This is a genomic window from Paraburkholderia sp. BL21I4N1 (genome assembly GCF_002973525.1).
Lineage (GTDB): Bacteria > Pseudomonadota > Gammaproteobacteria > Burkholderiales > Burkholderiaceae > Paraburkholderia.
On sequence record NZ_PVEN01000015.1, the window covers coordinates 42743 to 64936 of the forward strand.

Genomic DNA, 22194 nt, shown 5'->3' on the forward strand with positions numbered 1-22194 from the left:
AATCCACAGTTTGCCACGAGCGTATAGTCAAACGCACAAAATTACAATAAGGCAAAAATGTGCAACACTACTGTCACATACGCTTCGCATAACGCGCCAGCGCGGCATGCGGTTCGGGTCATGGCAGCAGCAATGGGCAGCACGTTATGTTGATTCTCCTTAACCTTCTCGCCGGCGTGGCGCTCCTCGTGTGGGGTTCCCACATTGTTCGCACTGGCATCCTGCGGGTCCTCGGCGCCGATCTGCGCAGCATGCTCGGCCGCAGCACCGCCAGCCGCTGGCGGGCCTTTCTCGCGGGCGTCGGCGTCACGAGTCTGGTGCAGAGCAGCAATGCCACCGCGATGATCGTCACGTCGTTCGCGGCGCAGGGACTGCTGCCGCTCACCAGCGGTCTGGCGATCATGCTCGGCGCGGACGTCGGCACCGCGTTGATGGCGCGGATTCTCACGCTCGATCTGTCGTGGCTCTCACCGATTCTGATTCTGCTGGGCGTGCCGCTGTTCCTGTCGCGCAAGCAGAACCGGATCGGCCAAGCCGGCCGCACACTGATCGGACTCGGGTTGATCCTGCTGGCGCTGCACCTGATCGTCGAAGCCGCCCAGCCGATGATGCAAGGCGCCGGCGTGCGCGTGATGTTCGGCGCATTGACCGGCGACACCATGCTCGACGCACTGGTCGGCGCCGCGTTCGCGATGCTGTCGTACTCGAGTCTCGCGGCGGTGTTGCTGACCGCGACGCTGGCGTCGTCCGGTGTGATTTCGCTGAAGGTCGCGCTGTGTCTCGTGATCGGCGCGAACCTCGGCAGCGGCTTGCTGGCGCTGCTCGGCACCGTCGCGCAGAACGCCGCGGCGCGGCGGCTCGCATTGGGCAGCTTCGCGTTCAAGCTGGCCGGCGCGCTGCTGATCCTGCCGTTCGCGCCGCTGCTGGCGCGCGGCTTGCCGGTGTTGATCGCGAATCCGCGCGAAGCGACGGTGGGTTTTCATCTGATCTACAACGCGCTGCGGTGTTGCGCGTGTTTGTCGCTGATCGATCCCGTCGCGCGTATCTGCGTGCGCGTGTTGCCGGACCGGCCGCAGCCCAATGGCGAGTTGCGGCCGCTGCATCTGGACGCCACGGCGCTGTCCACTCCCACGCTCGCGCTCGCCCACGCGGCGCGCGAAGTGCTGCGGATCGGCGACATCGTGCGCACCATGCTCGACAACGTCGCGGACCTGATTCATCACAACAGTCTGGACAAAGCGCGCGAAACGGTTCGTATGGACGACGACGTCGACGAACTCTACGCGGCGGTCAAAACGTATCTGACGCTGATCTCACGCGAGCAGCTCGATGAAGCGGACAGCCGACGCTGGACCGACATCATTTCGTTGACGATCAACCTGGAGCATGCGGGCGACATCATCGAGCGGATCGTCAGGGATATCGAGGAAAAGAAGATCGCGCACCGTCTGTCGTTTTCGGAAGAAGGGCTGGGTGAGCTCGACGATCTGCAGGCGCGGCTCGTCAGCAACCTGCAACTGGGGCTCTCTGTGTTTCTGAATAACGACCTGCGATGCGCCGAGCGTCTGCTGGCGGAGAAGGAGCGCTTTCGCGACCTGGAGCGCGCGTATTCGTACAAGCATCTGGATCGGCTCGCCGGACAAACGCTGCGCAGCATCGAAACCAGCGCGCTGCACCTGGATCTGATCAGCGACATGAAGCGGCTCAACTCGCTGTTCTGTTCGACCGCCTATCCGGTGCTCGACGCGGCTGGCGCGCTGCACGACACGCGCTTGCGCAAGCGCGCGCTCGACACGATGCATGTGAAGGAATAGCGCATCATCACGGCAATCCGCGGCGCTGAAAACCTAAGCCAGAACAATCTCTTCCAGCTTCTTTTTCAGCGCGGCGAATTCGGCGGCTTCGGCCGCCTTTTTGTTGGTGACGAGCACATCGATCCGCTCGACCGGGCAGTAGGAAATGCGGCTGCGCTGGCCGATCTTGCTGTAGTCGGCGAGGATCACCACGCGGTCCGCGTTGGCGACCATCGCGCGCGCCACTTCGGTTTCGGCGTGGTCGTAATTGGTCGCGCCATGCCGGTGATCGACGCCGACCGGCGACAGCAGCGCGAGGTCCGCGCGGTAGCGCTGAATATCGAGCACCGTGGTGGCGCCGGTGGTGGCCATGGCGCGGTCGCTGATCGAGCCGCCTAGCAGAATCACTTCGTTGGCGGCGTCGGTTTGCTCGACGCCGCCGCGCATTTTCAGCGCGACGTCGATCGAGTTGGTGACGATGGTCAGATTGGCCAGCTTCGCGAGTTCTTCGGCGAGCGCCGCAGTCGTGGTGCCCGCGTCGATGAAGAGCGTCTGGCCGCTCGCGATCAAACCGGTGGCGGCTTTCGCGATAGCCGTCTTGGATTTGACGCGCATGTGCGCGCGCTCTGCGATGGGGGCTTCGTCAGCGGGTTTGATCGCCCCGCCATGCACACGCCGCAGCTCACCGAGTGCTTCGAGGTCGAGCAGATCGCGCCGCACTGTTTCGCGCGATACCCCCAGGTCCGCCATGATCCGTTCGGTCGACACGCGCTGCAGCGTGGACAGCAGCGCACGAATTCTCTGATGACGGTCTTCCTGCCACATGCATTTTTCCTTGAATGCCCACGCGCGTTCACGCAGCCTGGTTTTAAGAGCGATATCGTGGACACGAATGTGTGTCCAAACTATGTCAAGCTTAGTACTTTAGTCGAATTGTGTTGTATTTTTTTGGCAGCTTGCAAGTTTGTGTATTTCACCTTAGCCTTCGCAAATCGAAGCGTTACGGCTGTTTCGAACATCAAATGTTCGAAAAGGAATTGAAATGTCCGATTTCGAGCATTTTGCGACGTTTTTTGGCAATCTGATTGACCCATGCCGTCGCCATAATGAATCTTGGGATCGGCTGGCTGAACGAGTTGCCTGCGGTGTCTTGCGCGGCCGGATGCAGCACGATTCGTGATCCTGACAATGATACGGCAACGCTTCATACGATTTGCGAGGTTCTTGCGTAGACCGTTCGGCCAGCTATCGCGCCGCCTGGCTTGGCGCGATACTACGCGCGGAGCTCGCGTGTGAAGACAGCCGGAAGCTTGCCTGTGCCGTCATGGCCGTCATGGCCAGTAACGCGTCGAGAGCATATTTAACCCGCTCTATCGGGAAGGTAACGAGACGTGGCAAACGGGATTCATGAGATGGGCCGCACCTTGAGCGCTGACTGGCCGTATCCGCGGCTGGTCGCGCATCGCTGCGGCGGCACGCTGGCGCCGGAAAACACCTTGGCAGGATTCGACGCCTGCGTGCGCTACGGTTACCGCATGGTCGAATTTGACGCCAAGCTTTCCGCCGACAACCAGCTCTTTCTGATGCACGACGACGCGCTCGAGCGCACCACGAACGGCCACGGCGCCGCCGCCGATCACACGTGGACGCAATTGAGCACACTGGATGCCGGCGCCTGGTACGGCGACAGCGCGCAATTCGCCGGCACCCATCTGCCGACGCTCGCCGAGGCGGCCGGGCGCTGCGCACGCGAGGGCATCGCCGCGAACATCGAGATCAAGCCGTGTCCGGGGCGCGACGCAATCACGGGCGCGCTGGTGGCAAGCGGCGCATTGACTTTGTGGCAAGGGCAAACGGCGCCGTTGCTGTCGTCGTTTTCGTTCGAGGCGCTGGCGGCGGCGCGCGACGCGGCGCCTGCGCTGCAACGCGGCATGCTGTTCGAAGAAGTACCCGCCGACTGGCTGCAAATCGTGCGTGAACTCGACTGCGTGTCGCTGCACGCGAGCCACCGTTATCTGAGCGAGCCGCTGGTCGCCGAGATTCGTGCGGCCGGGCTGCGCGTGCTCGCTTATACGGTGAACGACCCGGCGCGTGCGCAACTGCTCGCGCAATGGGGCGTCGACATGATTTGTACAGATCGCATCGATACACTGCATCACGACATGTTCTCCACGCCGGCCTGAACATGTCGGAGGGCGCGCGCCATTGCGCATTGGCATGCGCCCTGAAGCTCGAACCAGAAATTTTCCAAACGTAGCAATTTCGGCAGAGGATGAGGAAGACCATGAACCGCACCGCGTTAGTCCGTTTAATTTCCATGTCGGCAGCGGCGGGCGTCGCCGCCGGCGCCAGCAGCATGGCTTGCGCCGCGCCGCTCGACACACTGATCGCCGCCGCCAAGCAGGAAGGCCAGCTCACCGTGATCGCGTTGCCGCACGACTGGTGTAACTACGGCCAACTGGTGGCCGGCTTCCAGAAGAAGTACGGCATCAAGATCAACGAGCTGAATCCGGATGCCGGTTCGGGCGACGAAGTCGAAGCGATCAAGGCGAACAAGGGCAACAAGGGCCCGCAAGCGCCGGACGTGATCGACGTGGGGCTGTCGTTCGGTCCGACCGCGAAGGCCGAAGGCCTGCTTCAACCGTACAAGGTCGCGACGTGGAACTCGATTCCGAAAGAGTCGAAAGACGCTGACGGCTACTGGTACGGCGATTACTACGGCGTGCTGTCGTTCGAAGTGAACGCCGACATGATCGACAAGGCGCCGACGGATTGGAGCGATCTGCTCAAGCCCGACTACAAGAACGCCGTGTCGCTCGCGGGCGATCCGCGTACCGCCAACCAGGCCATCCAGGCCGTGTTCGCGGCCGGCTTGTCGCAAAGCAAGGGCGACGCGAGCAAGGCCGGCGCAGCGGGCCTGAAGTACTTTGCCGATCTGAACAAGAACGGCAACTTCGTGCCGGTGATCGGCAAGGCCGCATCGCTTGCGCAAGGCACCACGCCGATCGTCGTGCGTTGGGACTACAACGCGCTGGCCGACCGCGACACGCTGAAGGGCAACCCGAAGGTGCAGGTGGTGATTCCGAAGACGGGCGTTGTTGCCGGTGTGTACGTTCAGGCGATCAGCGCTTACGCCCCGCATCCGAATGCCGCCAAGCTGTGGATGGAATACCTTTACTCGGACGAAGGCCAGATCGGCTGGCTGGCGGGCTACTGCCACCCGATGCGCTACAACGAACTGGTGGCCGGCAAGAAGGTGCCGCAAGCGCTGCTCGACAAGCTGCCGCCGCCGTCGTCGTACAAGAACGTGGTGTTCCCGACGCTGTCCCAACAGGACGCCTATAAAGACACCATCACGAAGCAGTGGGATCAGGCGGTCGGCGCGAACGTCAAGTAAGCGACGCAGGTCGTTGCCGCGGCGGGGCAAGCTCCGCGCCGTGGCGGCGAACTGTAACCCGAAGTATTGCAGTCGGCGTGCTGCTCGATCCGAGCGGCACGCCTGACGTTTTGCCAGACAGTCTCAAAGGTGAGCTATGAGCGCTTCATCGGATGCTGGAGCGGTGCAACCGGAATTGCTGGTTCCGCCTGCGCCCACGCCAACGCCTCGCGTCGACGGACCGGGCCGCGCGTCGCAGTTTCTTGCCTGGATCGGCGTATTGCCGTTCTTTACCTTCGCGCTGTTGTTCCTGATTCTGCCCACCGGCTTTCTGATGGTCGGTGCATTTCAGGACGCGCAAGGTCATTTCACGCTCGGCAATTTCCGTGACCTGCTGCAGCCCACCGTGCTGGACGCGTACTGGATCAGCTTCAAGGTGAGCGCCGCCTCGTCGCTCGGCGGCGCCGTGATCGGCTCGCTGCTCGCGTGGGCCGCGGTGCAGGGCAAACTACCCGGCTGGATTCGCCCTACGCTGATGACGTTTTCCGGCGTGGCGTCGAACTTTGCCGGCGTGCCGCTCGCGTTTGCGTTCATCTGCACATTGGGGCGCGTCGGGCTCGTCACCGTGCTGCTGAAAAAGTATCTCGGCTTCAATCTTTACTCGACAGGTTTCAGCATTCTGAGCTTTTCCGGCCTGACGCTGACCTATCTGTATTTCCAGATTCCGTTGATGGTACTGATCGTCACGCCCGCGCTCGACGGCCTGAAGCGCGAATGGCGCGAAGCCTGCGACTGTCTGGGCGGCACCTCGTATCAATACTGGCGTTACGTCGCGCTGCCGGTGTTGTGGCCGAGCGTGCTCGGCGCGGCGCTGTTGCTGTTCGCCAATTCGTTCGGCGCGGTCGCCACGGCTTATGCGTTGACCGGCAGCTCGCTGAACATCGTCACGATCCTGCTGTATGCGCAGATTCGCGGCGACGTGATGCACAACCAGAACCTCGGCTATGCGCTCGCGCTCGGCATGGTGCTTGTGACGGGTTTGTCGAACGGCGGCTATATCTGGCTGCGCTCGCGCGCCGAAAGGGGGCGTCGATGAAAAGCCAATCGCGCGTGGGTGCGTGGACGGCGATGATCGTCGGCTCGCTGTATTTCCTGATTCCGCTGATCGCGACTTTCGAGTTCAGCATGCGGATGAAACGCGGCGTGTACAGCTTCGAGGCTTACCACGTCGTGCTGAGCGATCCGCGTTTTCAGGCCTCGTTCGGCTATTCGATTCTCATGGCGCTGCTGACGATTGTGGTCGGCGTGTTGCTCGTCGTGCCGACGGCTTACTGGGTGCAATTGCGACTGCCGAAGCTGCGTCCGCTCGTCGAATTCATCACGCTGTTGCCGCTGGTGGTGCCCGCCATCGTGATCGTGTTCGGCTATCTGCGCATCTACAACAGCAGCTCGATTCTGCCGCTCACCGGCAACGAGCGCGCCACGGATCTGCTGCTGGTGTGCGGCTACGTGACGCTGTCTTTACCGTACATGTACCGCTCGGTCGACGCCGGCCTGCGCGCCGTCGACGTGCGCTCGCTCACCGAAGCGGCTGAATGCCTCGGCGCGAACTGGCCGACCATTCTGTTCAAGGTGATCTTTCCGAATATCCGCTCGGGCATTCTGTCCGGCGCGTTTCTCACCTTTGCCGTGGTGATCGGCGAGTTCACGTTTGCGAGCCTGCTCGACCGGCCCGCGTTCGGTCCGTACCTGCAGTTGATCGGCGCGAATCGCGCGTATGAGCCGTCGGCGCTCGCGATCATTGCGTTCGTGATCACGTGGGCGTCGATGGGATTGATTCAGGTATTCGGTTCGGCCCGCGCGTTGAGCGGCCAGAAAGTTTGACGTCAGGTCGACGTTGAGTCGACGTTAATGAGAATTTGACGCACTGAGGCGGCGAATCATGGCATTCCTTGAGATCGAAAATCTGCACAAGTCCTTCGGGGCGAACACGGCGCTGCATCACTTCGACATGAAGATCGAGCGCGGCGAGTTCATTACTTTCCTCGGGCCGTCGGGCTGCGGCAAAACCACGGTGCTGCGCATGATCGCGGGCTTTGAAACGCCGACGCGCGGCATCATCCGGCTCGATGGCAAAGACGTCACGCATCTGCGCACGCGGCAACGCAAGGTCGGCATGGTGTTCCAGTCGTATGCGCTGTTTCCGAACATGACGGTGGCGGACAACATCGGCTTTGGGCTGAAGATTAATCATCGGCCGCAGGCGGAGATCAAGCAGCGCGTGGACGAGATGCTGCAACTCATCAAGCTGCCGCATCTCGGCGAGCGCTATCCGTGGCAACTGTCGGGCGGTCAGCAGCAACGTGTCGCGCTGGCGCGCGCGCTGGCCGGCAAGCCACAGGTTCTGCTGCTCGACGAACCGCTCTCGGCGCTCGACGCGAAGATCCGCATTTCGCTGCGGCAGGACATTCGCGCGTTGCAACGCGAGTTGGGTATCACGTCGATTTTCGTCACGCACGATCAGGAAGAGGCGCTGTCCATTTCCGACCGCATCGTCGTGATGAACGAAGGGCGCGTCGAACAGATCGGCACGCCGTCGGAGATCTATAACTATCCGCGCACGCGCTTCGTGGCGTCGTTCGTGGGTACGCTCAATATTCTGGCGGGGCACGTGGTCGATCCGGCGACCGGCCGGATGGCGGTGGACGGTCAGGAGTTGACCACCACGCAGGCACTGCCGTCGGATGACGCCGGCAAGCAACGCCTGCTCGCGTTGCGGCCGGAAGCCATCGTGCTGGAGCCGGCCGCGCCGGGCCGCAACACGCTGAACGCGACCGTCGAAGAAGTGAATTTCCTCGGCGCGGTGGTGCGAATTAGAACGCGCGTGAAAGACGCGGTGATTTCGCTCGACGTGTTCAACGACCCCAATCGCGGCCTGCCTGAGCGGGGGCAACCGGTGTCGCTGGGTTTCTCGCACGAGAATCTGCTGGTGCTGGAAGAAGGCGCGGTTTAAACGCCTCGGGGTCTGGCGGCGCGTTGTCCGGGCCGGGCAACGCCGAGCAGAAGCGAGCTAGTCAGGCAAGGTCAGGCCCGTCAAACCAAAGCAAAGCGCGCAGCAAAAAAGCCTCGGGGTTTTCCCGAGGCCCGCGTCGCGATGCATTCCGGATTCCCCGACACCGCTCGTCCGGATTTCCGGAATCCCGGAAGGCGCACCTCGCCGTATCTTAAAAAAGCCATAAAAATCAACGCGCCGAGTCCGGCTTCAAGCTGGCATCGACCTTGCAATTTAGAACACGCGGCCGCAACGGTCCGACAACTAAAGCAAGGAGACAACGATGTCTGATTTCCCTTCCTGGTATTTCTGAATTCGTCGTCTTGTCGCGGCCTAATGCCGTGCACAGGCGTGACGATGATTCGTTCGCATGATGCGCGGCGTGGCGGGCCATGAGCTCACTCATATCGCAGGAAACATCGTGAAAAAACCTATCCATAAAGTGCTGTACGTGCAGGTGATCGTGGCGATCATCATCGGCATCGCGCTCGGACACTACTACCCGAATCTCGCCGTCGACATGAAGCCGCTCGGCGACGGTTTCATCAAGCTGATCAAGATGGTGATCGGGCCGATCATCTTCTGCACGGTGGTGACGGGTATCGCCGGCATGGAAGACATGAAGAAGGTCGGACGCGTGGGCGGCAAGGCGCTGCTGTACTTTGAAATCGTCTCGAGCTTCGCGCTGGTGCTCGGGCTGATCGCGACGCACGTGCTCAAACCGGGCGTCGGCTTCAACATCGACCCCGCCACGCTCGACGGCAAAGCCGTCGCGTCGTACGCCGCGAAGGCGCACGGCCAGACGACCGTGGACTTCCTGATGCACATCATTCCGGACACCCTCACGTCGGCTTTCGCGCAAGGTGAAATCCTGCAGATCCTGCTGATCGCGCTGCTGTTCGGCGCGGTGCTCGCCACGGCCGGCGAGAAGGGCAAGGTCGTGACGAACTTCATCGACGGGCTCTCGCATGTGCTGTTCGGCGTGGTGCGCATCATCACGAAGCTGGCGCCGATCGGTGCGTTTGGCGCGATGGCCTTCACGATCGGCAAGTACGGCATTGGCTCGCTGCTGCCCATGCTCAAACTGATCGGCACGTTCTATCTGACTTCGATCGTGTTCGTGGTGGTCGTGCTCGGCGTCATCGCGCGGGCGGTGGGCTTCAATATCCTGCGCTTCGTCGCGTACATCAAGGAAGAGATGCTGATCGTGCTGGGCACGAGCTCGTCGGAAGCCGCGCTGCCGCAACTGATGCTGAAGCTCGAAAAGCTCGGCTGCTCGCGCTCGGTGGTGGGCCTCGTGGTGCCGACCGGTTACTCGTTCAATCTCGACGGCACCAACATCTACATGACGATGGCCGTGCTGTTCATCGCCCAGGCGACCAATATCGACCTCACGTGGACGCAGCAGCTCACGCTGCTGGCGGTGACGATGCTGACCTCGAAGGGCGCGAGCGGTGTGACGGGCGCGGGCTTCATCACGCTGGCAGCGACGCTGGCCGTGGTGCCGACCATTCCGCTGTCGGGCATGGTGCTGATTCTCGGTATCGACCGCTTCATGAGCGAGTGCCGTGCGCTGACCAACATCGTCGGCAATGGTGTGGCGACGGTGGTGGTGTCGGCATGGGAAAAGGAACTGGACCGCAACAAGCTGAATGCCGCGTTGCGCGGCGAGGTGGCGGTCAAAGAGCCGGCCGGCGTTTAAGCTGGGCTGCGGCTCCGGTTTCGACGCTCACCGCGTTTTTCGCTTCAACCGCAACCTCCACGGCCACCCGCACATGAAACGGGTGGCCGTGCGTCCAACCCCCGCGCCGCCGGCCGACGAAACTCGCGCCGGCGGCGCTTCGCCTTATGCCACAATAAACGATCCCCTCCGATCGGATATTGCCAACGTGACGCGCCGCCTGCTGATCCTCTTCGCGCTCGTCGTCGGGCTCGTGGCGGCGTGCGGGCTCACGTACAGCATTGCGTGGCAGCGCGGCATCGACAATTTGCGGCGCAACGCGGCGGTGCGCGTGGATCGTACGGCCAACGCGCTGAAGAGCACGCTCGAACGCTACGAATCGCTGCCTTATCTGCTGGCCGAACATCCCATCGTGCAGGACGTGCTGGTCGATCCGACGGCGGCCAACGTGCGGCGCGCCAATCTCTATCTGGAAGACCTCAACCGCCACGCGCGTGCCACGGTCACCTACATCATTCCGCTCGACGGTTATTGCGTGGCCGCGAGCAACTGGCAAGGGCCGCAAAGTTTTATCGGCGCGGGCTATCAATTCCGGCCGTACTTTCTCGATGCGGTGAAGGGCGGCGTGGGCCGCTTCTTCGGCATCGGCACGATTTCGCAGGCGCCCGGCTACTACATCTCGCAGCCGGTGCGGCGTGACGGGAAGATCGTCGGCGTGGCGGTCGTCAAACTCGATCTCGAATGGTTCCAGGGGGCGGATGCGTCCGAGCCGCTCGTCGTTACGGACGACCACGGCGTGATCTTTCTCTCGTCGATGCCCGCGTGGAAATATCACACGATCCGGCCGCTCTCCGGCCAGGTTGCCGATTCGATCTACCAGGCGCGTCAATATGCGCAGCAGCCGATCGCGCCGCTGCCCGTCACGATCGAGCGCACGCTGGAAGGCAATGCGCAGATCGTGCGCATCGGCGGCGGCCGTTATGCACCGCGCTACCTTGCGTCGCGGCGGGGCATGGGCGAGCCGGACTGGCATCTGATCACCATGTCGCCCGTCGATCCGGTCGATGCCGACGCACGCAATGCGACCATCGTCACGGCTTTCGGCTACGTGTCGCTCGTGTTGTTCGCGTTTTACTGGCGCATGCGTCGCGCGCGCGTGCGCGAGGTGATGCGTAGCCGCGCGATGCTGCAAAAGGCGTATGCGGAATTGAACCGGCGCGTGGCCGAACGTACGGCGGATCTGTCCGAAGCGAACGAACAATTGCACAAGGAAGTGGCCGAACGTACGCGCGCCGAGCAGGAATTGCGCGCCGCCCACGACGAGCTGATCCAGGCGAGCAAGCTCGCCGCGCTGGGTCAGATGGCTGCCGGTATCACGCATGAATTGAATCAGCCACTCGCCGCGCTGCGCGGGTTCTCGGACAACACGCGTGTGCTGTTGGAGCGCGGCGACCAGGCGTCGGCGCGCGAGAATCTCGAAGCGATCGCCGCGCTCACCGAGCGCATGGGCAAGATCACCAATCAGTTGAAGCTGTTCGTCGGCCGCGCGCGGCCGCGCAGTGCGCGTGCGCCGATCATGCGGGCGCTGCGCAACGTCGTCGCGCTGCTGCAAAAGCGTTTGCAAGGTGTGGAAATCGAGTACGTGTTAGTCGATGCCGACGCGGATAACGACAGCGGCACGCGCTCGCCGCTCAGTCTCGCCGACGACCATCCCGAGCTGATCGCGCATTGCGACGACCTGCGGCTCGAACAGGTGTTGATCAATCTGCTCGGCAACGCGCTCGACGCCACCGCTGGTTTGAATCCGCCGCGCATCACGATCGAGATCGACGTGTCCGCAACCAGCCTCTCGTTTCTGGTCAGCGACAACGGACCCGGCATTCCCGACGACGTCCTGCCGCGTCTATTCGAGCCGTTCTTCACGACCAAGGAAATGGGCCAGGGATTGGGCCTCGGATTGGCGATCTCGTCGTCGATCGCGCGCGATTGCGGCGGCACGCTGGTGGCGCGCAACGCAGCCGACGGCGGCGCACTCTTCGTCCTGACGCTGCGCCGCGCACGCGTGCAGACGAGCCATACCCCGGACCCGTTGACTACGGGTTCATGAATCAGACGGAAAACGCCATGCTGAACGACGGGCTGCAAGTGCTATATATCGAAGACGACGAACTGGTGCGGCGCGCGAGCGTGCAGAGTTTGCAACTGGCGGGCTTCGAGGTGATCGGCCATGCGTCGGCGGAATCGGCGGCGAAGATGATTCGCGCGGATTTCTCCGGCGTGGTGGTGAGCGACATCCGTTTGCCCGGCGCGAGCGGCCTCGACCTGCTCGCGCAATGGCACGAGCGCGCGCCCGACGTGCCGGTGATTCTGGTCACCGGCCACGGCGATATCTCGATGGCCGTGCAAGCCATGCGCGACGGCGCGTACGACTTTATCGAAAAACCGTTCGCGTCGGAGCGCCTGATCGAAACCGTGCGGCGCGCATTGGAGCGCCGCAAGCTGGTGCTCGAGAACATCGCGCTGCGTCGTGAGTTGGCGGAACAGAATTCGGTGGCGCCGCGGATCATCGGCCGCAGTCCGGCCATCGAACAGGTGCGGCGGCTGATCGCCAACGTCGCGCCGACCGATGCGTCCGTGCTGATCAACGGCGACACCGGCGCGGGCAAGGAGTTGATCGCGCGCAGTCTGCACGAGTTGTCGCCACGGCGTGATCGGCCGTTTATCGCGGTGAACTGCGGCGCGTTACCTGAGCCGATGTTCGAGTCGGAAATGTTCGGCTACGAGCCGGGGGCGTTCACCGGCGCCGCGAAGCGCCGCATCGGCAAGCTCGAACACGCGTCGGGCGGCACGCTATTTCTCGACGAAATCGAAAGCATGCCGCTCGCTTTACAGGTCAAGCTGCTGCGCGTGTTGCAGGACGGCGTGCTGGAACGGCTCGGCTCGAATCAGCCGATCCGCGTGAATTGTCGGGTCGTTGCCGCCGCCAAGGGCGATATGGCCGAGCATGTCGCGGACGGTTCGTTCCGGCGCGATCTGCTGTACCGGCTGAACGTGGTGACGATCGCGCTGCCGCCGTTGGGCGAGCGGCGCGAAGACATCGTGCCGCTGTTCGAGCATTTCCTGCTGGACGCGGCAGTGCGCTACCAGCGTCCTGCGCCGATCCTCACCGACCGGCAGCGCGCCAGCCTGATGCAGCGCGACTGGCCGGGTAACGTGCGGGAACTGCGCAATGCCGCCGACCGCTTCGTGCTCGGCGTCGCCGACGATCCTGTGATGTCGTTCACCGACGACAGCGCTGGCGCACAACCGTTGAAGGAACGCGTCGAGCAATTCGAGCGAGCGGTGATCGCGGAGGCGCTGGAGCAGACCGGCGGTGCGGTCGCGGTCGCGGCCGACCGACTGCAACTGGGCAAGGCCACGCTGTACGAGAAGATCAAGCGATATGGCCTGGCGGCCAAAGGGGAAGGGGAGCGGTAGAAATGAAAACGCCGACCTCGAAGTAGGAGGCCGGCGTGTTTGAATCTGTTTCGATCTGCGGGGCGGGGTACTGCTGCGATCGCAGTAAAACTCCGCGTAAAAATTAAGCCGCGTTCAGCGCCTTTTCCAGCAGCTTGTCGAGTTCCGCGAACTGCGGTTCGCCGACATAGCGCTTCAGAATTTTGCCGTCTTTATCGACGAGGAACGTGGTCGGCGTGAGTTGCACGTTACCGAACTGTTTTGCGGCCGAGCCGTCGTCCATGGCAACCTTGAACGGCAACTGGCGGGTTTGCGAGTAGTTGGCCACGTACATCGGCGCGTCGTAGTTCATCGCGACGGCGACGAATTCGAGACCCTTGCCCTTGAAGCGGTTATAGGTCTGGACCATCTGCGGCATTTCTTTCATGCAGGTGTCGCAACTGGTCGCCCAGAAATTGACCAGATAGACCTTGCCTTTCAGGTCGGCGGTCGACACTTTCTGGCCCGACAGCAGCGTGAAAGTGGCATCCGGCACGCGCTGCTGACCGGCAAACGCGAAATAACCCGCGACGGCGATCGCCACGGCGACGATCGCAATGATCACGTAGCGAAGCGGATTCACGTGCTTGGCGGCGGTGGACGGAGTGGAGCTCATGAACGGAACCTCGAGAGTCGCGCAGAACGCGCGGGACAGTGCGCCGGTTTGGGCCTGGGGGCCCGGGACTGTTTAGCGTCGCTATTGTAGCGCCATTCCCGTGGCGGGGCAGGACGCCGGCCGGCAGCGGATAATAGGGTTTTACGTTCCTGTCAGTCCGATCTTCCGTCCCCATGTTCCGAACTGCTTTTGATGTGATGCGTCGTGCCGGTTTCTTCTTCGCTCAAATTTCGCGTCGTTCTGCCTTTTTCAGCCGGTTCGCCGTGAGTTCATGCGGCAGCCTGCAGCCGAAAGGCGCGCCCGCTGCCCGGCGTGCGCCACGCGCATGGACGCTCGTCGGGGCCGCAGCCTGCACGCTGGCGCTGGGCGCCGCACTGAGCGCCTGCTCGCCGACTTTCGACTGGCGCACCATCATGAATAACGATAACGGCTACACCGTCGACCTGCCGGCCAAGCCAGGCAACGATCAACGGGCGGTGCAGATCGGCGGCACTTCAATGCAGATGGCGATGCAAACCGCCGAGGCCGGCGACGCCGTGTTCGCCGTCGGCACGATCATGCTCCCGGACGACCACGAAGCGACCCAGCGTGCGGCATTGGATTTTCTGCGCACGGGGCTGGCCCGCAACGTGGGCGCCGCGCCGGACGCGCGGGCGGTCCAGATTCCGCTAGCCGCGGGCGGCCAGGTGCTGGGTCTGGAGATGAAGCTGAGCGGCGAAGCCGGCTCGCAGCATGAAACGCGCACCGTGTACGCGCGGCTGGTGGCGCGCGGACGTCACGTGTACCAGGCGGCCATCATCGCGTCCAAACCGCTGCAGCAGGAACAGGTCGACCAATTTTTTTCGTCGTTTCAGCTGTATTAAAACAGGTATTTTTGGCCGATTCGGCGCGCGATAGATCGCCGGGCACAGTGAAAGTTCATTCGTAGCATCGCGCGCTAATTCCCGGTTTACGTTGAAGTTTTTCCTTTACTCACGTGCCCTGTGGATAACTCTGTTGAGAACTCGTCGAAAATTGTCGCGGATGCCCATCTGGTGGGCACTCTGTCAGATTCGGCTTGTGCTGCATGATTAAAAAAACTCAATAAAATCAACACTTTTCTCGCGTGCCCGGCGACGGACCTTTCAGTTGTATCCAAATCTGTTTGGAACGCCCGTATGTGCATAAGTCAAGTCTTGACAGCATATTTTTCGCCTCATAGCGATCCGAAGGCACGGCGGTACTGAATCGCCTCGCCGACCTGCGCGACGCTCGGCATGGCCGCACCGGCCAGGTCCGCAATGGTCCGCGCGACCTTCAGAACCCGGTAATAAGCGCGCGCCGACCAGCCGAAGCGCTCGCCAGCCTCACGCAGCAGGGTTTCGCCGGTTGCGTCCGGGCGGCAGACTTCGTCCACTTCTCGCCCCGAGAGTTCGCGGTTGGTTTTGCCCTGCCGTTGCAACTGACGTTCGCGAGCCGTGGCCACTCGCTGAGCGATGGCCGCGCTGGCTTCCCCGGTCGCGCTCGAACGGGCCGCCAGTTCGGCCGACGTGAGCGCCGGAATCTCGATCTGGATATCGATTCTGTCGAGCAGCGGCCCGGACAGCTTGCGCAGGTAGCGCGCCGCGATCTCCGGCGTGCAGCGGCAGCGTCCGCCGGGGTCGCCGCGCCAGCCGCACGGACACGGGTTCATCGCGGCAATCAACTGGCAGGCCGCCGGGAAATCCGCCTGCAAGGCGGCGCGCGAAATGGTGATACGGCCGGCTTCGAGCGGCTCGCGCAGCGTCTCGAGCACATGGCGATCGAACTCAGGTAGTTCGTCGAGAAAAAGCACGCCGAGGTGCGCGAGCGTGATCTCGCCCGGCTGCGGCGGATTGCGTCCACCGACCAGCGCCGCCGCGCTCGACGAATGATGCGGCGCGCGAAACGGCCGCTGCCGCCACTGCGACGGCGTGAAACCCGTGCGGCTGGCGGACAGCAGGGCGGCTGAGCTGAGCGCTTCGTCGTCGGTCATGGGCGGCAGCAGGCTTGGCAGGCGCGCGGCGAGCATGGACTTGCCCGCGCCGGGCGGCCCGATCAGCAACACATGATGTCCGCCTGCCGCGGCGACTTCGAGTGCACGACGCGCGGCGCGTTGGCCGATCACGTCGGCCATGTCCGCAGGCGTGGCGGCCGGCGCGATATCGGTGAGGTGGGGAGCCGCAACCGGTGCGAGCCGTGCGTCCGGTTCGCCCGCGAGGTGAGCGCAGAGCGAGGGCAAGTCGGCGGCGCCGTAGACATCGACGCCGGGGACGAGTGCCGCTTCCGCTGCGCTCGCGGCCGGCAGATAGAGCTGCGGCGTGGCATGGGCCCCGTTCGGGGCGGAACCGTCCGACAAGGTCGCGCCGGCAATCCCCGCCGCCGATGCCGCCGCCGCCGCGCCGCCATTCAAAGCGCTCGCACCGCGCGCGGTCCCGCACGCCATCGCAAACGCGCCGCGCATGGGCCGCAGCGCGCCGGTCAGCGACAACTCGCCGGCAAACTCACGATGCAGCAACGACTCGGCGGGAATCTGGCCGCTCGCCGCCAGAATGCCCAGCGCGATCGGCAGATCGAAACGGCCGGATTCCTTCGGCAAATCGGCGGGCGCCAGATTGACGGTGATACGTCGCACGGGGAAATCGAAGTGGCAGTTCTGCAGCGCCGCGCGCACGCGCTCGCGGCTTTCGCGCACTTCCAGATCAGGCAGGCCGACGATCGAAGGCGCGGATATATAATTGCACCGACCCTTATACTTGGCAAAGAGGTATCGAACGTGGATGTCAATAAGCCGTTAGCTTACAGTTACGTAAGATTTAGCACCGCGCAGCAGGCACTCGGCGACAGCCTGCGCCGACAGGTCGAGATGACCGAAAAGTACTGTGAGGAACACGGCCTGACATTGGCTCGCGCGTCCGCTTATCGGGACCTCGGTGTTTCGGCGTTTCGAAAGAAAAATATTGAGACCGGCAAGCTGGCCGAATTCATCCGCGCAGTCGAGGCCGGAAAGGTTTTGCCTGGAAGCTTTCTCATCATTGAGCAGTTCGACAGGTTGACTCGTGCGGACGTCAACGTTGCTCTACGGTTGTTCTTGGACTTGGTGGATGCAGGAATTGTCGTCGTCACGTTAATCGACAAAAAGGTGTGGAACAAAGATTCCATTGCAGACGTCGCTGACCTCGTTACTGCAATCATCTATATGTCTCGTGCTAACAATGAGAGTGTTAGCAAATCTCGCCGTCTTTCGGAAGTTTGGGAACAGAAAAAAAAGCGCGCAGCCGACGGCACTGCGACGCGGATTGTGACTAGCGAAGCGCCGCGCTGGTTGCGCGCCAACGGCGACAAAACCGGATTTGACCCGGTGCCCGAATTGGTGGAGAGCGTTCGACGGGTTTTTGCGATGCGGATTGACGGCGCAGGCGCGGTAGCAATTTGCAGCCGAGCAAATCGAGAACGCTGGCCAGTACCGGGGAAAGCACCTATCAGGAAAGCCGGGGAGTCGGACCAAGATTTTGAACATCGACGGGGAGCCAGCGGAAGTTGGCACCTCTCCCTTGTAAATCGCATCCTGAAAAATCGGGCGGTATTAGGCGAATATCAACCGCGGCGCATCGACCGAGAAAATAGCGCGAACCGAATTGCAGTCGGGGAGCCTATCCGCGACTACTACCCAAGCATCATTGACGAGACAACTTTTCTGAGGGCGCAGGCGACAGCGTTGCGGCGTGGCTTGCGCCCGGGCCGACGCGACGCGCATGCGCGGAACTGGCTTTACGGGTTGGTCAGGTGTGGCGAATGCGGAAACTCGCTAGTTCGCAAGAATAAGGCTTCCGCAAAGCAACCAGGGTATGCACGCTATTACTGCGCCGCTCGCGTTCGCGGATTGACTAAGTGCGCCAGCGTCAGTTCGGCACAGCTTCAAGGATGCGTCAATCATGTGGCGTCTGTCTGGCTGCCGAACCATTGGAGAACCGACACATCGTTTGACACACTGAGAGTGCGGGCGGATGTTCTGGTGGTGGAGATTGCCAAGGCTAAAGCGAACATCGACGGATTGGCTGACCTCGCTGCGACCGTCAACGCAATCTCCGCCAAAAAAACGTTGATAGAAAGGCTGGAGAGAACGGGCGAAGCTCTCGACGCGAACGAGAATGAACTCGCTCGTGTACGCGCTCAACTCGCCGACCATGCTCATCTTAATGGCGATGAGAAATTCCTCGCAGCACTCAGTGAAATCTCGCGCGACATTGACGAACTCGCAGCTGGTCGCGATGGAATTGACGGCGGCCTACGGTTGCGTGAGGAGCTTGCACGAATTTTTCAGAAAATCGTTGTCCACCAAGCAGCTGGCTACGTTGAATTTTTCATCAATGGGCGAGACGAACCGGTCTGGCTTCCACTGGACTTTGTTAGTTTGGAGGCGCCTTCCGAACCGAGCGCTGATGAGTTGCAGGCTGCCGAGCGAGACATAGACGCACTGCGCCTTGCCTTGGACAATTGATACAGGTTTGCTTCGCGGCGGTTCCTGTTCACGACCCGGCTGCCCTTTGGTGGTTCATAGTTTGTCGGTTCGCCCACGCCCGCTCATGCACAAGCCCGCTGCCCACACTTGCCGTGTGGACAGCCGGCGCTGCGCGTCGGTTTCCGGCCTTGCACACAAGCTCCCCGTGAGGTCTCGCCTGCGGCCTGACGCGCCCGCTCAGGCGGGCTTGCCCCAAGTTCGATAAATGCCTTTAGACGAAGGACGGTAAGACGTGACGATGGATAGCAAATCCCTAGCCAAGTTTCTTGTGAGAAATGGGCATGAAGTCTCGACTGAGTCATATGTCCATCTGACTTATGACGTCGCTGAAACACTCGCGTTGCTCAAGCCACTTGCCGACGGATTGACTTCGGATGCTATGGCAGTGGCCGCTGAACGCGCATCTCGGATATGGGAAGCACTCGCTGTTGTAGGTTCTAAATCCGTTCCGTTGACGGAAACCTTATCCACGTTGAACCAGGAGCTGGCGAGCAAACCGTTAGATGCGATGGACCTCGTCACCCTATGTGTCCTCGCCCGCAATAGCGCGCAGTTTTCAGCTCGCCTCCATAGCGACCGGGCCGCAGTAACGCATGGGACAAAAGGCTCTGATAAGCGCTATGACCAAAAAAATGGCTATCGTGACCGGAGGTCTGAGTTGCTAACCCGATGGCAGTCGGGGCGGTATGCGTCAAAAGACGCCTGTGCGCGAGCCGAGTGCGAAGCTCTCAACGTAGCGTTTGCGACGGCCCGCAAATGGCTCAGGGGGGCCTAGTCTCTACCCCCTTGCGACCAGGCGCTGGGGGGTAGAGCAGTTTCTGTCAAACAAACTTTTTGATTCAATGGCTCCATGTTCCAGAGACGCCTCGGAACGCTTTTTAGGAGCTAACGATGACCAAATTGAAGTTGGTAGCCGGCACCGAGATGAAGGGTGCTGGACGGAAACCACGCCGCCTGGCGGCAGGCGGAGCTGACCAGATGACATGCCACAGCGCAACTGCGACGGAGGCATCCACTCGTAAGGCTATGGAGTCCCGACCGGCAAGACGAAACATTTCCGCGGTTATGGAAGATAGCGCACAACGCAAGAAAACGATGCGTGACCCAGACACCGTCACTATGAACGCAATAGAGATTGCATTTGCCGCGCTCGATGAGTATCCCGGCACCCAGAAGGACAAAGGGTTGCGCGCTTTACGCGACGTGCTGAGGGCCGCAATGATTCATGCGGGCAACGACGGCGCTACGCCTGAATCCACGCAAGCGTTCTACGACAAGGTGGCCGACCTCGCTTGCGATACGGCCATGAGTTGGCACTGTACGATGACCCCCGGATTGCTTGCTGCTTTCGAGGTTCGCGCCCAAAGTGGCAATCTTGCAGCGAAGCAGTTCCTGGAAAATTTGAGGAAATCCGGTTTGAGCGTCCGATAGTAGCGGACAGTTCCGCCCGTGAATCACGACTCACCAAGGCCGTTCGATTTGCGACAGGGCGTTTCTATAGAGGTTGTGCTTGCAACGGGGGCTGCCATTCCCGCCTCTCAATGCCTGTTCTCCGTACAAGACTCTCTACGAGCGCCATGTCACGGCCGAACACGAAATGCTGCGCCTGATTAACAATCGCTAGGTTGACACGCCGAACCCAGTCCGGCGTGAGAGTCCTGCTGTCTATGCGATTCCCAATTCCTGACATTGCAAGCGCAGATGCCTGCGACAGCGGAAGAAGGGTAATCACATCGGGCAATAGGATGCCCACGCCAGCGTAGATGTTTGCCTCTTGCCGCTGAGTCTGGAGCACACTGACTGGACAATCCGTTGTCACAAAGGACTGGCGGTCGGAGTCACGTCGCCATATGGTCCAGTTTAGGTTAAGGAATACATCGGCGAACCTCGGTGCGTGCCGTAGCATCGCACCCAAAGCCGCCCCCCTATCCGCAGCAGGGTCTTGTGGGTTAGGCAGCGCGTCGATTTCTTCCGGTCGCGCATTTTGAGCAAATTGAGCGCGAAATTCGCCGAGCCAAGCCGCGTAAGCTGGCGTCCGGGTGAACTGAAACGCTACGTAGGTTGCGAGCACAAGCTTGTCGTCTGCCGTCAGCTGCTCTTCGTTGTCCAACTTCAGAATCGCAGCGCTCGCTGCCGTTTCAACTTCTCCGAGTCCGATTTCAATGTCGAAGACCAGGTTTCCTTGGTCATCTTCATACGCGTAATAGTCGCGACGGTGGGCGACTTCCGTTGGACGCTGCGCACGGTAAGCGTTCCTCAATCGGTCATAGACGGCCACGACGCGTGCATCGTCAGCGCAGAACCCTTCCAGATAGAAGCGGGGTACGAAGTGATGTCTTCTGGGCCTGTTCACATGAGAACTCGTGTTGTTGGTCGTCCGCATCAATGATTCATGGTACTCGGTCGGAGCCACCGCAGGAAAAACGGTTTGCGCGCGAGCCATCGGCGAGACAGACGGCCATGTTTGACGTGCGAGTAAGCTGTAAGTACGGGGCCCGCGGTCGATTTTCCAGAATTGGGCGAAGAGTGAAATCGGAATCGCTTCAATAATTAACTGTAATTCCGGGTACTATTTTTGTTCGAAAATTTATTTCAGTGCTTTCGCATAAATTTCGTGGAAAGTAGCGGGGTCCAGCTATATACTTTATTGTCAGCAGTTGGCCGAGCACGAGCCGCCCGACTGGAATGCCGCCTCTTCCGACTGAAGAGAATCGGTTGTGACCGCTAGCGTGGACGGGTGGAACCGGTGGCGCGCTAGGGAAATCCGGATACCACGGGGAAAGGCTGAAACAATCCGGTGCGAAGGCGAAGATAGAAGCGCAGCCTGAATGTCTGTCGGAACTATCCTTTTACAGGGTGGTGGAAGGTGCCCTGGCGTGAGCCACCAGGGGGCCTTGGCTATTCCGGCTTTCCTCAATCGAGGTTATCCTCACAAGCACCTTTAAAGTGAGGATATTCTTACCTAAGGATATGCTCAATCTTAAAAAAATATGCTTACGTAAGCATATCTAGGTTATTCCAAAAATATATTCAATTGTGAAATTATTCTTTCGGAATAACCTGAGCATATCCTTAGGTAAGAATATCTTTTCCACTTCGCTGAAGCTCGCAAAGATTCGCGCCCTGACGGGCGTCGCTGACCAGGGCGGGCAGGTAGCATGGCGATTGCGCGCGTGGCAATGACTGCCCTTGTCGAGCGTGGTGCTTGATATCGCGGTGCGGCACTTGCGGCGCCTCAGCAAGGTCGTAGCTGGCGGTGTCGGATGGCAGACCGCCGGACAGACGGAAATCATCTTCATCTCGAAAAGCTATACACAGGCATATTCATTTGATGTGCGTGTGCAATGGTCCAGACCAGCCTTTTCCTTCTATTGCCGTATGCCCTTTCCGCGCTTTTGAGCATAGCCGGCTCAATGGCGTTGTACGCCAGTACACCCGCTCTGACGCAATGCCTCGACGTCGTGCTGACGGAGCACACGCTCATGTTCGGTTCCTGGCTTGCGCTGGCCGCGGCCGGAGCCGACTACACCCTTACGACTCTCTACCGGAAGTTGCGTATGAGAGAGGTCGGCGCGAAATCGGCCGCACAACTGCATCTTTCGGGGAACTGACATGCGCACGCCTCCTAGACCTCGTAAGCCTTTGCCGAGCCGTTCAGTAGA

The 22194-nt window shown here is 61.3% G+C and carries 18 protein-coding genes; 13 read left to right on the forward strand and 5 right to left on the reverse strand.

The features are described from left to right. Positions 1-146: 146 nt before the first annotated feature. The gene (locus tag B0G83_RS28860) at positions 147-1814 is read left to right on the forward strand and encodes a Na/Pi cotransporter family protein (RefSeq protein WP_105510811.1); all 1668 of its coding nucleotides are present in this window, start codon (positions 147-149) and stop codon (positions 1812-1814) included. Positions 1815-1847: 33 nt separating this feature from the next. Here B0G83_RS28860 and B0G83_RS28865 read toward each other — a convergent pair whose 3' ends face one another. Beyond that, entirely contained in the window at positions 1848-2618 is a 771-nt protein-coding gene (locus tag B0G83_RS28865; protein ID WP_105510812.1) for a DeoR/GlpR family DNA-binding transcription regulator, read from the reverse strand. Positions 2619-2811: 193 nt separating this feature from the next. Further along, positions 2812-2964: a hypothetical protein gene (locus B0G83_RS38755; RefSeq protein WP_181157124.1), complete on the reverse strand. Its 153-nt coding sequence runs from the start codon at positions 2962-2964 to the stop codon at positions 2812-2814. 220 nt (positions 2965-3184) lie between these two features. On the opposite strand from B0G83_RS38755, the gene ugpQ reads away from it, so the two are divergent. From ugpQ to B0G83_RS28905, 8 genes are all read left to right on the forward strand, one after another. After that, entirely contained in the window at positions 3185-3976 is a 792-nt protein-coding gene (ugpQ, locus tag B0G83_RS28870; RefSeq protein WP_374954949.1) for a glycerophosphodiester phosphodiesterase, read from the forward strand. Between the two features lie 101 nt (positions 3977-4077). Continuing rightward, positions 4078-5190, forward strand: a complete 1113-nt coding sequence (locus B0G83_RS28875; RefSeq protein ID WP_105510814.1) for an ABC transporter substrate-binding protein — start codon at positions 4078-4080, stop codon at positions 5188-5190. Between the two features lie 136 nt (positions 5191-5326). Then, complete coding sequence (locus B0G83_RS28880) at positions 5327-6265, forward strand: ABC transporter permease subunit (protein ID WP_105510815.1); 939 nt, start codon at positions 5327-5329, stop codon at positions 6263-6265. Next, complete coding sequence (locus B0G83_RS28885; protein WP_105510816.1) at positions 6262-7053, forward strand: ABC transporter permease; 792 nt, start codon at positions 6262-6264, stop codon at positions 7051-7053. Before B0G83_RS28880 ends, B0G83_RS28885 begins: the two co-directional genes overlap by 4 nt. Before the next feature lie 58 nt (positions 7054-7111). After that, on the forward strand, positions 7112-8182 hold the full coding sequence (locus tag B0G83_RS28890) for an ABC transporter ATP-binding protein (protein ID WP_105510817.1): 1071 nt from the start codon (positions 7112-7114) through the stop codon (positions 8180-8182). Between the two features lie 460 nt (positions 8183-8642). Further along, on the forward strand, positions 8643-9923 hold the full coding sequence (locus B0G83_RS28895) for a dicarboxylate/amino acid:cation symporter (protein WP_105510928.1): 1281 nt from the start codon (positions 8643-8645) through the stop codon (positions 9921-9923). 73 nt (positions 9924-9996) lie between these two features. Next, positions 9997-12009 carry an ATP-binding protein gene (locus B0G83_RS28900; RefSeq protein WP_105510818.1) on the forward strand — a complete coding sequence of 671 codons (2013 nt, stop codon included), beginning with the start codon at positions 9997-9999 and terminating at the stop codon, positions 12007-12009. A gap of 17 nt (positions 12010-12026) precedes the next feature. Beyond that, positions 12027-13379 carry a sigma-54 dependent transcriptional regulator gene (locus B0G83_RS28905; RefSeq protein ID WP_181157135.1) on the forward strand — a complete coding sequence of 451 codons (1353 nt, stop codon included), beginning with the start codon at positions 12027-12029 and terminating at the stop codon, positions 13377-13379. Positions 13380-13482: 103 nt separating this feature from the next. Here B0G83_RS28905 and B0G83_RS28910 read toward each other — a convergent pair whose 3' ends face one another. Beyond that, positions 13483-14013, reverse strand: coding sequence for a TlpA disulfide reductase family protein (locus B0G83_RS28910; protein WP_105510819.1), 531 nt, complete (start codon positions 14011-14013; stop codon positions 13483-13485). Positions 14014-14210: 197 nt separating this feature from the next. Here B0G83_RS28910 and B0G83_RS28915 point away from each other — a divergent pair, with 197 nt between their 5' ends. Continuing rightward, positions 14211-14876 (forward strand): hypothetical protein, encoded by a 666-nt coding sequence (locus B0G83_RS28915; protein WP_258168377.1) that lies wholly within the window; start codon positions 14211-14213, stop codon positions 14874-14876. A gap of 332 nt (positions 14877-15208) precedes the next feature. On the opposite strand, the gene B0G83_RS28920 is transcribed toward B0G83_RS28915, so the two are convergent. After that, positions 15209-16792 (reverse strand): YifB family Mg chelatase-like AAA ATPase, encoded by a 1584-nt coding sequence (locus B0G83_RS28920; protein ID WP_374954952.1) that lies wholly within the window; start codon positions 16790-16792, stop codon positions 15209-15211. Here B0G83_RS28920 and B0G83_RS38305 point away from each other — a divergent pair. Both B0G83_RS38305 and B0G83_RS28935 read left to right on the forward strand, forming a co-directional pair. Then, positions 16787-18511, forward strand: a complete 1725-nt coding sequence (locus B0G83_RS38305; RefSeq protein WP_181157127.1) for a recombinase family protein — start codon at positions 16787-16789, stop codon at positions 18509-18511. The two genes, B0G83_RS28920 and B0G83_RS38305, sit on opposite strands and share 6 nt — an antisense overlap. A 912-nt stretch (positions 18512-19423) precedes the next feature. Further along, on the forward strand, positions 19424-19963 hold the full coding sequence (locus tag B0G83_RS28935) for a hypothetical protein (protein WP_105510822.1): 540 nt from the start codon (positions 19424-19426) through the stop codon (positions 19961-19963). Positions 19964-20027: 64 nt separating this feature from the next. On the opposite strand, the gene B0G83_RS28940 is transcribed toward B0G83_RS28935, so the two are convergent. Then, positions 20028-20915 carry a DUF4238 domain-containing protein gene (locus B0G83_RS28940; RefSeq protein ID WP_181157129.1) on the reverse strand — a complete coding sequence of 296 codons (888 nt, stop codon included), beginning with the start codon at positions 20913-20915 and terminating at the stop codon, positions 20028-20030. A gap of 961 nt (positions 20916-21876) precedes the next feature. Here B0G83_RS28940 and B0G83_RS28945 point away from each other — a divergent pair. Further along, positions 21877-22143 (forward strand): hypothetical protein, encoded by a 267-nt coding sequence (locus B0G83_RS28945; protein ID WP_105510824.1) that lies wholly within the window; start codon positions 21877-21879, stop codon positions 22141-22143. Positions 22144-22194: the final 51 nt, after the last annotated feature.